The organism is Caproiciproducens faecalis (assembly GCF_019448085.1).
Classification (GTDB): domain Bacteria; phylum Bacillota; class Clostridia; order Oscillospirales; family Acutalibacteraceae; genus Caproiciproducens; species Caproiciproducens faecalis.
Genome location: NZ_JAGFNZ010000004.1, coordinates 1 through 12,341 on the forward strand (window position 1 = coordinate 1; position 12,341 = coordinate 12,341).

Genomic DNA, 12,341 nt, shown 5'->3' on the forward strand with positions numbered 1-12,341 from the left:
TTCCTCAATAGCTCAGCCGGTAGAGCATGCGGCTGTTAACCGCAGGGTCGTTGGTTCGAGTCCAACTTGGGGAGCCAAAAGAGATCACCATTCTTTCGATTGGTGATTTTTTGTTTTATGTATTGATATATAATTGCTGAGTCAATCGTTTACGACAGTTTGATTTGTTTGCTTTTAGAATGGTGAATGGTGTAAAAAATTCTATCTTGAGATTGCATTTATTGCAGATTTGTGGTATTATATTCAAGCACTTCGTTAGAAAAATGTGTATAGCCCTGTAATTATTCGGGCCATTAGCTCAGTTGGTTAGAGCAACCGGCTCATAACCGGTCGGTCCAAGGTTCGAGTCCTTGATGGCCCACCACAAAAAAACCGCACCAAAGCAGCTTGTAAATGGCTGTCTGGCGCGGCTTTTTTAGATTGTCAGAAAACTGAATGGTAAATGATAAATCTAAGAAATTACGCAGGAATTACTCAATATTCAATTAGAAGAAGCGTACTTGAGAATAAAATTAGTTGGAATCGTTTGTGACAGGGAGGATTTAGATAGTCTGCCTTTGGGATCATCAGTCCGATACACAGCGAATTTGCTTAGGGAAGCTGTTTCGATCTTCAGTATTTTATAATTTTCTTGACGAAACATTAGTAACCATGAATTGACATGCAACTATGGTAATGTTTTGCAATCATCCAGTCTTCACTCAAAGCACAGAAGATTTTCACCTGAAATCACCATAATGATAGTACATTCATTTGATTGGAGAAAGATTGTGATGGACAAAGACATATCAGAGAAGATCAGAAACATGCTGAGAGAACTGGGATGGTCCGATGAGGCAATTAATCATTCGGAGTTTTTTGCCGGCGGGACTGAACCGGCAAGTCCGAAAGTACAGGCGGTTGCTAAAAATCCGGAGCAGAACCGAAGCTAAGCAGGGTGAGAGCAGATAGAATGAAACTGTCTGCTCTTTTTGTTTTCTTCATAAATAATTAACAGTTATAAAACTGCGAAAGACTTGACAATAAATGAATGATCGTTTATTATAATAGTAATCCTTCCACTTTATCAAAATTTGGGTGGTGCGTATGAGAAAAAAAGATGATGAAAAACAGAGATGTATTAAAACTGCAGTGGTTGAATTGATTTTAAAAGAAGGATTTCAGGGCGCGTCCATTTCAAAAATCGCCCGTGCGGCCGGCGTTTCCCCCGCAACAGTGTATATTTACTACGAAAACAAGGACGCTATGCTGCGTGATATTTACCAGGAATATGCCGAAGATACGTTTCAGTATTTACTGGAATCCCTGCATCCCAATATGGCGGGTGAACAGATTATTGAAGAACTGATCCGCAGCTATTATTCTTATATTGTCGAGAATGAGGAGATCTTTCATTTTGTTGAGCAATTCAGCACCTGCCCCGCCCTTCAATCAAACTGTGGTTTTATGAAAGGACCGGGTAACTTGAACCAGCTGCTGACGGAACTGAAAAGAAGACAGATCCTCAATAATTACAGCAACGATAATTTATACGCCATTCTGTTTTCTCCCGTAAAAACCATTGCCGTAAAAAAGTGTGATTCGGAAGAAGCCGCGATGGACCGTTTGGACGAACTGATTACGATTATTCAGAAAGCTTTAATCAGGGGATATTAAGGATTATCCTCATTTGATTTTTATTTACATTACTTATAAACGAATGTTCATTTATAAAAGAAAGGATTATTATTATGATGATATTACCGATTGAAGATCTCGTATTGCTGCCCGGTATGACCTATCCGCTGGCCTTTAGCAGGTTAAGCGAAGAAGAACTGGCCGCACTGCAAAACAGAGAACAGAAAATTGCGGCTTTGCCCTTGAAGCGCCGTCGTGACAGAAAGGAACTGCAGGCGGATGATTTTTACAAAATAGGGGTTGCCTTACAGATTCAGGATGTTCTGTCCAGTGACAAAGGTCATCTGGTTAAAGTAACGGCACTGTCGCGCGTGGAAGTCTCCGAGCTTGTCATTCAGGAAAACATCATTACCGGAAATACCGTTGATATTCCGGAGGTGATCGATCTGAATGAAAACAGTCAGAGAGAAATGGCGAGCTATATTCAGAATATCTCTCATCAAATCGGTTCGAACTTCAAAAACTCCGGCGGTGTTATGAAAGCTATTGATGAGATGAAGGATCTGAATGTGCTGATCGGGTATATTTGCCAGTTCCTGCCCTTTTCCAAACAGGAAAAGTACACTCTGATGGAAACGTCTTCATTGAAAGACCGCGGGTTGGCATTTATCGATTATTTCCTGCACTATAAAGAGGAAATACAGCTTCAGATTGAAATGACGGAGCGCTTCTCTGAAAAAGCAAATAAAAACTATCGTGAAGCCGTCCTTCGGGAACAGCTTCAGGCTATTCAGGAAGAATTGAATGAAGGCAAACCGGAAACTGTGAAAAAAGGGAAAGATTACAGAACCCGTATTGAAAATGCACATATGCCGGAAGAAATTCAGGCGGCAGCGCTGGAGGAACTGAACAAACTGGAAAGCCAGAACCCTGCTGGCGCGGAGTACAGCGTCATCCAAAACTATCTGGATCTGCTCGTCGAACTGCCGTGGGAACCGAATGAAGAAAAGCCCGTCAATCTCAGGGAAGCACGCCGTGTTCTGGATGAACAGCATTACGGACTTGAAAAAGTGAAAGACCGCATTATTCAGCAGCTTGCGGTTATGCATCTGAAAAAAGATAAGCAGGGTTCCATCCTGCTGCTGGTCGGGCCTCCGGGTACCGGAAAGACCAGTCTCGGCAGGAGCATAGCAGAGGCGCTGGGCAGAAAATATGTCCGTCTCAGCCTTGGCGGAATCCGTGACGAAGCGGAAATCCGCGGGCATCGCAGAACCTATATCGGCGCAATGCCGGGGCGGATTATCCAGAGTATGAAAAAAGTCGGCACGACAAATCCGGTGATGGTACTGGACGAGGTCGACAAGCTCATGACGGGCTATAACGGGGACCCGGCCAGCGCCTTGCTGGAAGTGCTGGACCCGGAGCAGAACGATACGTTTACGGATCACTATCTTGATCTTCCGTATAACCTGTCGGACGTATTCTTTATTGCTACCGCCAACTCACTGGAGACGATTCCCGGGCCGCTGCTGGACCGTATGGAGGTCATTCAGCTTTCAAGCTACACTATCAGCGAAAAATTTCATATCGGGAAAAACCACCTGATCCGTGAGGCTCTGGAAGAGCATGGGCTGAGCGAAGACGACGTACATATCAGCGAGGAAGCCCTGCAAAAGATCATATCCGACTATACCATGGAGGCCGGCGTCAGAGGGCTGAAGAAAAAGCTGGATTCCATTGCCAGAAAGGCGGCTGAAAAAATTGTTTTAGGGGATGTTGAAAAGCCCTACTCTGTTTCAGCGGATGATCTGGAGGAGATTCTGGGCAGCAAAATGTCAAGGCATGACGTTGCACAGGAAATGAATCCTCCCGGGGTAGTCACCGGTCTTGCGTGGACGCCTGTGGGCGGGGAAATCCTGTTTATTGAAGCGACCGAAATGCCCGGAAACGATCAGATCATTCTGACCGGCCAGCTTGGAGATGTGATGAAGGAATCTGCGAGGATTTCGCTGAGCCTGCTCAAATCCCGTCTTCCGGTCAATGCGATTCAATTTAAGGAAAAGGATATCCATATCCATGTGCCGTCCGGTGCTGTTCCCAAGGATGGACCCTCGGCAGGCATTACGCTCTTTACCGCTCTTGCCTCGCTGATTACCGGAATTAAGGTGGATTCCAAGCTTGCAATGACTGGTGAAATTACCCTGAGGGGCACCGTGCTTCCGATTGGCGGACTGAAAGAAAAGCTTTTGGCCGCGGATCGTGCCGGAATCAGGAAAGCACTGATCCCAAAAGACAACGTGGCGGATCTGAAAGATATTCCGGGGGAAGTGATGGAAAAAATTCAGGTCGTTGCGGTGGAAACCATAGAGGATGTATTAAGGGAGGCACTGGGGATCGCGCTGCCGAAGCCGCAATATGTGATGCCGGACCCCCGCTTCTTTACAAGACTGCAGGAGCAGCGTCAATAAGATGATTTGCTGCGATATACATGATATAGGTTGCCAGGTTAATCGACAGATGCACTTTTAACTCTATGGGCAATACAGATAAGCCCCCGGATTACCGGGGGCTTATTTTTCATACTGGAACAAAAAATAATTCGGCGGAATATGATATTAATATTTAGCTGAAGGTGATTGTATGGGATATTATGTAACGGTGGAGCCAACTGTCAATCTTTATGTGGAAGATTTAAACCCAACCGGAAATAAAACAATTTTGTTTGTTCACGGCTGGCCCGGAAACCATAATTTGTTTGAGTATCAGCTGAACCAGCTCCCCAGACTGGGGTACCGGTGTATTGCCATTGACTGCCGCGGCTTCGGCCTTTCCGACAAGCCGTGGGACGGATATGACTATGACCGGCTGGCCGATGACGTACGCGCCGTGATTGATGCTTTTCAGCTCAGGGACATCACTCTGGCCGGGCATTCGACGGGCGGTGCGATTTGCATCCGCTATATGGCAAGGCACGGCGGTCACGGGGTGAAAAAACTCGCGCTTTTTGCTGCGGCCGCACCCAGCCTGATTCAGCGGCCCAATTTTCCAAGTGGATTAAAGGAACAGGCTGTGCTGGACATTATTTCGGGTACTTATTCAGACCGTCCCAAAATGCTGCGCGGGTTCGGGGATATGATCTTCTACCACCATGTAGGCCCGGCGCTGCAGGACTGGATTTTCCAGTTGGGATTGCAGGCGGCAAGCTGGTCGACCGCGGCAATTGCAAAGACCTGGATCAACGAGGTTTTGTTTGACGACATGGCAAAAATCAAGGTTCCTACTCTGATTCTACACGGCCTGAACGACCGTGTCTGCCTGTATCCGCTGGCAGTTGCGCAGAACAAGGGAATCCGGAACTCCGTACTGGTTCCCTTCCAGCAGTGCGGCCACTTCCTTTTCTACGACCAGATGGAGCAGTTCAACAAAGAGCTGATAGATTTTACCAGGAATTAAAGAAAGCTCATACCGGCCGGAACCGGTATGAGCTTTCTTATGAAAATCAGATTAGTGCAGGTCGCAGGCGCAGGATTCGCATTCCGGAATTTCGCCGACCAGCGGGGAAGGATCAATACCCATCTTCTTGTAATAGTCGGAGACAGCGGCTTTGATTGCCTGCTCAGCCAAAACGGAACAGTGCACTTTTACCGGCGGAAGTCCGTCCAGTGCTTCCATTACCGCTTTGTTTGTCAGCTTTAAAGCATCCTCAATCTTTTTTCCTTTAATCAGTTCCGTTGCCATGGAGCTGGTCGCAATCGCGGCGCCGCATCCGAAGGTTTTGAACTTTACGTCTGTAATGACGTCGCCGTCAACCTTAATGTACATTCTCATAATATCCCCGCACTTCGGGTTGCCGACTTCACCAACACCGCTTGCGTCCGGAATTTCACCGACGTTGCGCGGATTTGCAAAGTGGTCCATCACTTTTTCACTGTATGCCATGATTCATTACCTCTCTTAGTAATTTGATATTGTTACTTAAAAAATTTTCTGAGAATACTGTTTTTCCCCGGACTTGATTTCTTCCCAAAGCGGGGACATGGAACGAAGATACGTGATAATGTTCGGGAGTACCTCCAAAATATAATCAACGTCTTCCTCTGTGTTCTGTTCACTGAAAGTAATTCTCAGAGAACCGTGCGCAATTTCGTGGGGAAGACCGATTGCAAGCAAAACGTGGCTTGGATCAAGGGAACCGGAGGTGCAGGCCGAACCGGAAGAAGCGCAGATACCTTTCAGGTCAAGGCTCAGAAGCAGGGATTCGCCCTCAATGCCCTCAAAGCACATATTGATATTGCCCGGCAGGCGTTTTACACGGTCGCCGTTAATATGGGAACGTTCTATTTTCAGCAGCTCATCAATCAGCCTGTCCCGCATCTTTATCAGACGCTCGGCGCGCTCGTCAATGTTTGCGCAGGCTTCCTTCAGCGCAACGCTCAGCCCTACAATTCCGGCAACGTTTTCCGTGCTGGCTCTGCGGCCACGTTCCTGCGCCCCGCCGTCAATCAGGTTGGGCATCTTGATGCCGTTGCGGATATACAGCGCGCCCACGCCCTTCGGCGCGTGGAACTTGTGGCCGGAAAGGGACAGAAGGTCAATATTCTGTTCCTTTACATGAATGTGGACATTGCCCACGGCCTGCACTGCGTCGGTGTGGAAAATCACGCCGTGCTTTTTGCAGACGGCGCCGATTTCGGCAATCGGCTGAATCGTGCCGATTTCATTGTTGGCGTACATAATGGAAACAATCGCCGTATCCTCACGGATGGCCGCTTCCAGTTCTTCAACCCTGACAAGGCCGTCGCTGTGAACGTCCAGATAGGTAACTTCAAAACCCTCTTTTTCAAGCGCCTCGCAGGAATGAAGAATGGCATGGTGCTCGAACTTGGAAGTGATGATATGTTTTTTGCCCTTTTTCGCCAGCTCATGGGCGACACCCTTCAGCGCCCAGTTGTCACTTTCGCTGCCGCCGGAGGTGAAAAAGATTTCATTCGGCAGAGCGCCCAGGCACTCGGCAACAGTTTCCCGTGCCTGCTCAAGCGGCTTTTTGGCTGCCCGTCCCACCGAGTACAGACTGGAAGGATTGCCGTAATATTGGGTATAGAAAGGTTCCATTGCTTCCAGAACAGTTTTAGAGACAGGAGTGGTCGCGGCGTTGTCCGCGTAAATAAAACGTGCCATGTTATCACCTTTACTTAATATATTATTAAATTTGTAGGAATATGTCCTGTTGATAATATACACCAATTTGGTATATATTTCAATAGCCTGACAAAGATTATTTAAATTTTTCTATTGCGGCGACGGCAAGCCGGTCGCAGCGCTCGTTTTCCGGGTGACCGGCGTGCCCTTTAATCCACTTGACAGTTACTCTGTGCTGTTCCAGCAGAGAAAGCAGCACCTCCCACAGATCGGAATTCAGGGCCGGTTTTTTGTCGGCTTTGCGCCAGTTGTTTCTCTTCCAGCTCTTTGCCCATCCTTTTGTGATCGCGTCGCAGACATACTTGGAATCGCTGGACAGAATCACTTCACAGGGCTCCTTTAACATGCGGAGCGCCTCAATGACGCCGGACAGCTCCATCCGGTTGTTGGTTGTGTCGGCCGCGCCGCCGCTGATTTCCTTTTCCACGCCGTTGTAGCGAAGCACGGCTCCCCAGCCGCCCGGGCCGGGATTTCCGCTGCAGGCACCGTCGGTATATATTTCAATTTGTTTCATTTCAATCATCCTTTAGTATTGACCGAATATTTATTTCCATTATAACATACCGGCTTTCTACAAACAATGTTATCTTTGGTTTAGGATGTTCTTTTCTGGCCATAATATAATTTACCGGCCAAAGGTGCAATCGCTTGACAGCCATAGCGAATCAAGGTACAATGATAACGATATTTGTGTCCGGATTTATATTTTAATATTTGCATTATATTTAGACATTAAATATATTTGAAACCGCATTTTCTGCGGTTGTCTCTGCTGTCTTCTACAGCTGCCCGCGCAGTGTAAAAGATGCAAAAAAATCAAACAGGGAAACCCATGCCCGCTCAGGCACCGTTTGCCGGCGGACTCTATTGGTTGCACCCTAATTAACAATGGAGGTTATTTCGTGTCAGAAAAAAATCAAACAAATTCCGCGGAGCTAAAAGAGGGCGCAGGTTTGCGTCCCACCACTTCGAGCGAAGGCCGCTCTTCTCTTTATCAAAAGGTGGTTCCGCCGCATAAACCGGTACACAGGCCGGAAGCGGCAGCAAAGAAGAAGACGCAGAAGCCTGCGGATCAGGTAATCGGCGGAGATGCCGTGCAGATTAAGGAATCTGCCGCACAACCCGCGCAACCCGTGCAATCTGCACAATCCGCCCAGCCCGCAAAGCCCAGACGGAGACGCCAGCCGCAGAAGCAGGCGCAGCAGAGCCAGTCAAAGGCTCCGCAGGTACTGGCGCAGCTGACAAAGCAGAAACCGGACCAGCAGAAAAAGACAGGCCAGCGCCAGCAGAGCAAGAGGGGCAGACAGGGCCAGAAAAAGCCGTCCATTAAGGCTTATTTCCTCGGCGGATTAAACGAGATCGGAAAGAATTTTACACTGTTTGAGTGTGGCGACGATATGATTATCGTCGACTGCGGCATGGCTTTCCCGGACGGGGATATGCTTGGTGTCGATCTGGTTCTGCCTGATTTCACTTTTGTGGAACGCAACACCGATAAAATACGCGGGATTGTTCTGACCCACGGTCATGAAGACCATATCGGTGCGATTCCTTATCTTTTGAAAAAAGTAAATCTGCCTGTTTACGGTACTCCGCTGACCCTTGGCCTTGTGGAAGGCAAGCTCAAGGAGCACGGACTGTCCAATAAGGCGAAGCTGAATGTCGTCCATCCGGGCGGACAGATCAAGCTTGGGTGCATGACTGTTGAATTTATCCATGTCAACCACTCCATTCCGGACGCGGTTGCGTTGGCGATTCATTCCCCGGCGGGAACCATTGTCCACACCGGTGACTTTAAAATCGACTGTACGCCCGCGCAGGGCGCCATGATTGACCTCGGACGTTTTGCCCAGCTCGGTCAGGAAGGCGTACTTGCACTGTTCGCGGACTCCACCAACGCTGAAAGACCCGGCTACACCATGACGGAGAGCAAGGTGAACGATTCCTTTGAACGCCTGTTCAAACAGGCGGAAAACAGCAGAATCATCATTGCCACTTTTGCTTCCAATATCAGCCGTGTTCAGCAGATCATCAACTGCGCGGTCAAATACGGTCGCAAGGTTGCCCTTTCCGGACGCAGCATGCTCAATGTGATGGGCATCGGCGTGGAAATGGGTTATCTGGAGGTTCCGGACGGGGTTTTGATCGACCTTGACCTTATCAACCGGTATCCGAAAGAAAAGGTGGTTCTGGTTACGACCGGCAGCCAGGGAGAACCGATGAGCGCCCTGACGCGCATGGCTTTTGCCGACCACCGTAAGGTGGAAGTGGGCCCCGGCGACTTTATCATTATTTCCGCCCGTCCGATTCCCGGCAACGAGAAAACGGTCGGCACCGTGATTGACGAGCTGATGAAGCGCGGATGTCAGGTGGTCTATGAATCTATGTACGAGGTTCACGTCTCCGGACACGCCTGTCAGGAAGAACTGAAGCTCATGCAGGGCATTACGAAGCCTAAATATTTTATTCCTGTTCACGGCGAGCAGAAACACCTGCGCAAACACGCGGGTCTGGCGTATGCCATGGGCAAGAGTGCCGCCGACGTGTTTATCGGCGATATTGGCGACGTTCTGGAACTGAATCAGGATTACATGAAAAAGCTTGCCTCCGTTCCTGCCGGCAGAATACTGGTGGACGGCCTTGGCGTCGGCGATGTTGGCAGCATTGTGCTGCGCGACCGCAAACATCTGGCTGAAGACGGCCTGATTGTGGTGGTCTGCACCATCTCCCAGGGCGACGGTCATATTGTTTCCGGGCCGGACGTGGTTTCCCGCGGATTTGTCTATGTTCGGGAGTCCGAGCCGCTGATTGACGAGGCAAAGGTACTGGTCAATTCCGTACTTGAAAACTGTCTTGAAAACAATATTCATGACTGGGGCACTTTGAAGACGAAGGTCAAGGATGAGCTTTCCCGGATGCTTTACGACCGTACCAAGCGCAGTCCGATGATCCTCCCGATTATTATGGAAGTCTAGGCCTTGCCCGTAAAATCAAGAATTTTATCTGTTTATTTTCATACAGGGCCTGAGTGCCGAAGGGGTAATCATTTTGAAGAGAAAAGTATGGGTGTCTTCACCGGTATTCTTTGTCATCACGGCGGTTATGCTCATCATGGCCAGCGTCAGTTATTTTTACAGCCATCTTTTATTTGCCGTTGAAATGACATTTTCCATCGGCTCCGTCATTGCCGTTATTCTTTCCACGGAACGTTTCAAAGCGCATGTATCCACCGCGGTAAAAAGCGCGCAGAAAATCTTGTCCGGCGAAGAGTACCGCGCGCTGCAGGAATTTACCATGCCGGTTGCTGTGATAGGCGAAGAGGGGGACATCATCTGGGTCAACGGCGCCTTTATCCAGCAGGTCAGCGTAAAGCGCGAGTGCCGGGGGGAAAATATTCTAAAATTTATTTACCCCAAGACGATTCACCAGATCATCGCCGAAAACGGAACGGATATTACGGTGGAGGACAGGCATTACACGGTCTATGCCGCGAAAACGGGATACGGCAGTGTAGTCTACTTTGTTGATGACACCTATTATAAGGAAATCAACCGTGAGTATATTGACCGACGTCCGGTTGTCGTGCTGGCCAGCTTTGACAACCGGGAGGAGCTCGCGCGGGATTCCAGCGGCAGCGAGGATTCCCGTATCGCTTCAGAGGTGGAGGGTGCACTGATAAACTGGGCGCAGAGCATGGGCGGCTTTTTGAAGCGGCTCAGCGGCGGTCGTTACCTGATCCTGACAGACGAAGCCCACACCCGGGACGCCATGGAGAAGCGCTTTCAGGTCCTTGACGCCATCCGCTCCATCAAAGCGGGGGAAAGGCGCAGCGCCACGGTTTCCATCGGCGTCGGGCGGGGCGCGGAGTCTCTGGCGGAATGTGAGGAATGGGCGCGAAAAGCGCTCGACATGGCACTGGGCCGCGGCGGAGATCAGGTTGCCGTCAAACAAAAGGACGATACATACGAGTTCTTCGGCGGCCTGTCCAAAGGGGTGGAAAAACGCGATAAGGTGCGTACCCGGGTCATTGCCGCAACGCTTTCCGACCATATTAAAAACAGTGATACGGTTCTGATTATGGGTCACAAATTTTCTGATCTGGACAGTGTGGGCGCTGCAGTAGGCATGTGGAGCGCCGTGACGAAAGCGCTGAAAAAGCCGGCCTATATCGTGATTAACCGTTCGCAGAGTCTGGCTTCTCCGGTGATTTCCTCTATGGAAGCCGCGGGCGGCGGCAACGTTAAGATCTTTATCTCGTCTATGGAAGCTCTGTCCATGGCAACACCGAAATCCCTGCTGATCGTTGTGGACACCCATTCTCCGGAATTTGCGGAAAGCTCCGAGCTGTTAAACGCGGTCACGCGCGTTGTGATTATTGACCACCACCGTATGATGGTTAAGCATATTGAAAACGCGATTGTATTCTATCATGAGCCATACGCGAGTTCCACCTCTGAAATGGTGGCCGAGCTCGTGCAGTATATCGGTGATAACGTGCTGACTCAGACGGAGGCCGAGGCTCTGCTGTCGGGTATTATGCTCGACACTAAGAATTTTGTGCTCAAAACCGGCGTGCGCACCTTTGAGGCGGCTGCCTACCTGCGCCGGCGCGGTGCCGATACGGTGGAAGTCAAGCGCATGTTTTCCGACACCATCGATACCTATAAGGCAAAGTATCAGATCGTTTCCGGAGCTGAAATTTTCGGCGACTGCGCCATTGCATCCGCCGATCAGGAATTTCCGGATATCCGCATCACTTCCGCACAGGCGGCGGATGAGCTTTTGTCCATTCAGGGCGTGAACGCTTCCTTCGTGCTGTTTCCAACGGGGAGCAATGTTGTGAATGTTTCCGCCCGTTCCCTGGGCGAAATCAACGTGCAGCTGATTATGGAGGCTCTGGGCGGCGGCGGCCACCTGACGATGGCGGGCGCGCAGCTTTCCGGGGTTACGGTTCAGCAGGCGCGTGAAAGGCTGATTGCTGTTTTACAGGACACTATGGCAAAAGCAGTTCAATAATTAATTCAGATAATGGAGGTAATCATCAATGAAAGTAGTTTTGCTTGAAGATATTAAAGGGAGCGGCAAAAAAGGGGAGCTCATCAACGTGAGCGACGGCTATGCCCGCAACTATCTGTTTCCCCGCAAGCTTGCCAAAGAGGCAAATGCACAGGCGATGAACGAATTGAAAAATGCCGCCGAAGCGAAGGCCTTTAAAATTCAGTCGGAAATTGACGCCGCAAAACAGACCGCGGAAAAAATCAACGAAAAAAGTGTGAAACTTTACGCAAAAGCGGGTCAGGGCGGCAAGATCTTCGGCTCCGTCACTGCAAAAGAAATTGCAGAAGAACTGAAAAAGGTCTATAAAGTTGATATTGACAAGCGCAAGATCGTTCTGGACGCCGATATAAAAGCATTCGGTACCTATGAATGTGAAATTAAGCTCTACAACGGAATTACCGCAAAGGTTTTTGCCGTAGTCGGGGAAAAGGAATAAGAAAACGGTTGATTGCGGAAAGGAGGAAATC

Annotated in this window: 10 protein-coding genes and 2 tRNA genes; 9 read left to right on the forward strand and 3 right to left on the reverse strand. The window is 49.3% G+C overall.

Annotation, left to right across the window (positions count from 1 at the left end; all coding sequences use genetic code 11):
* Nucleotide 1: 1 nt before the first annotated feature.
* The 6 genes from J5W02_RS10415 to J5W02_RS10440 all read left to right on the forward strand — a co-directional run bounded on the left by J5W02_RS10415 (nucleotide 2) and on the right by J5W02_RS10440 (nucleotide 5,070).
* Nucleotides 2–77, forward strand: a tRNA-Asn gene (locus J5W02_RS10415).
* 210 nt (nucleotides 78–287) lie between these two features.
* Nucleotides 288–364: transfer RNA gene (locus tag J5W02_RS10420), tRNA-Ile, on the forward strand.
* A 409-nt stretch (nucleotides 365–773) separates the two neighbouring features.
* On the forward strand, nucleotides 774–932 hold the full coding sequence (locus tag J5W02_RS10425; protein WP_219965640.1) for a hypothetical protein: 159 nt from the start codon (nucleotides 774–776) through the stop codon (nucleotides 930–932).
* A 154-nt stretch (nucleotides 933–1,086) separates the two neighbouring features.
* The gene (locus J5W02_RS10430) at nucleotides 1,087–1,656 is read left to right on the forward strand and encodes a TetR/AcrR family transcriptional regulator (RefSeq protein ID WP_219965641.1); all 570 of its coding nucleotides are present in this window, start codon (nucleotides 1,087–1,089) and stop codon (nucleotides 1,654–1,656) included.
* A gap of 74 nt (nucleotides 1,657–1,730) precedes the next feature.
* Nucleotides 1,731–4,085 (forward strand): endopeptidase La, encoded by a 2,355-nt coding sequence (gene lon, locus J5W02_RS10435; protein ID WP_219965642.1) that lies wholly within the window; start codon nucleotides 1,731–1,733, stop codon nucleotides 4,083–4,085.
* A 172-nt stretch (nucleotides 4,086–4,257) separates the two neighbouring features.
* Nucleotides 4,258–5,070, forward strand: coding sequence for an alpha/beta fold hydrolase (locus J5W02_RS10440; RefSeq protein ID WP_219965643.1), 813 nt, complete (start codon nucleotides 4,258–4,260; stop codon nucleotides 5,068–5,070).
* A 51-nt stretch (nucleotides 5,071–5,121) separates the two neighbouring features.
* Here the strand turns inward: J5W02_RS10440 and nifU are convergent, their stop codons facing one another.
* From nifU to rnhA, 3 genes are all read right to left on the reverse strand, one after another.
* Complete coding sequence (gene nifU / locus J5W02_RS10445) at nucleotides 5,122–5,556, reverse strand: Fe-S cluster assembly scaffold protein NifU (RefSeq protein WP_219965644.1); 435 nt, start codon at nucleotides 5,554–5,556, stop codon at nucleotides 5,122–5,124.
* Nucleotides 5,557–5,592: 36 nt separating this feature from the next.
* The gene (gene nifS, locus J5W02_RS10450) at nucleotides 5,593–6,795 is read right to left on the reverse strand and encodes a cysteine desulfurase NifS (protein ID WP_219965645.1); all 1,203 of its coding nucleotides are present in this window, start codon (nucleotides 6,793–6,795) and stop codon (nucleotides 5,593–5,595) included.
* 97 nt (nucleotides 6,796–6,892) lie between these two features.
* The gene (gene rnhA / locus J5W02_RS10455; protein ID WP_219965646.1) at nucleotides 6,893–7,330 is read right to left on the reverse strand and encodes a ribonuclease HI; all 438 of its coding nucleotides are present in this window, start codon (nucleotides 7,328–7,330) and stop codon (nucleotides 6,893–6,895) included.
* A gap of 619 nt (nucleotides 7,331–7,949) precedes the next feature.
* Between rnhA and J5W02_RS10460 the strand changes: the two genes are divergently transcribed.
* The 3 genes from J5W02_RS10460 to rplI all read left to right on the forward strand — a co-directional run bounded on the left by J5W02_RS10460 (nucleotide 7,950) and on the right by rplI (nucleotide 12,310).
* Nucleotides 7,950–9,791 carry a ribonuclease J gene (locus J5W02_RS10460; RefSeq protein ID WP_219965898.1) on the forward strand — a complete coding sequence of 614 codons (1,842 nt, stop codon included), beginning with the start codon at nucleotides 7,950–7,952 and terminating at the stop codon, nucleotides 9,789–9,791.
* Between the two features lie 73 nt (nucleotides 9,792–9,864).
* Nucleotides 9,865–11,832, forward strand: a complete 1,968-nt coding sequence (locus J5W02_RS10465; RefSeq protein ID WP_219965647.1) for a DHH family phosphoesterase — start codon at nucleotides 9,865–9,867, stop codon at nucleotides 11,830–11,832.
* A gap of 28 nt (nucleotides 11,833–11,860) precedes the next feature.
* Nucleotides 11,861–12,310: a 50S ribosomal protein L9 gene (rplI, locus tag J5W02_RS10470; RefSeq protein ID WP_219965648.1), complete on the forward strand. Its 450-nt coding sequence runs from the start codon at nucleotides 11,861–11,863 to the stop codon at nucleotides 12,308–12,310.
* Nucleotides 12,311–12,341: the final 31 nt, after the last annotated feature.

Excerpts from the sequence above, each read along its gene's own strand:
- nifS (WP_219965645.1), bottom strand. The coding sequence starts at position 6,795 with ATGGCACGTTTTATTTACGCGGACAACGCCGCGACCACTCCTGTCTCT.
- lon (WP_219965642.1), top strand. The coding sequence starts at position 1,731 with ATGATGATATTACCGATTGAAGATCTCGTATTGCTGCCCGGTATGACC.
- rplI (WP_219965648.1), top strand. The coding sequence starts at position 11,861 with ATGAAAGTAGTTTTGCTTGAAGATATTAAAGGGAGCGGCAAAAAAGGG.
- rnhA (WP_219965646.1), bottom strand. The coding sequence starts at position 7,330 with ATGAAACAAATTGAAATATATACCGACGGTGCCTGCAGCGGAAATCCC.
- nifU (WP_219965644.1), bottom strand. The coding sequence starts at position 5,556 with ATGGCATACAGTGAAAAAGTGATGGACCACTTTGCAAATCCGCGCAAC.
- J5W02_RS10440 (WP_219965643.1), top strand. The coding sequence starts at position 4,258 with ATGGGATATTATGTAACGGTGGAGCCAACTGTCAATCTTTATGTGGAA.
- J5W02_RS10430 (WP_219965641.1), top strand. The coding sequence starts at position 1,087 with ATGAGAAAAAAAGATGATGAAAAACAGAGATGTATTAAAACTGCAGTG.
- J5W02_RS10425 (WP_219965640.1), top strand. The coding sequence starts at position 774 with ATGGACAAAGACATATCAGAGAAGATCAGAAACATGCTGAGAGAACTG.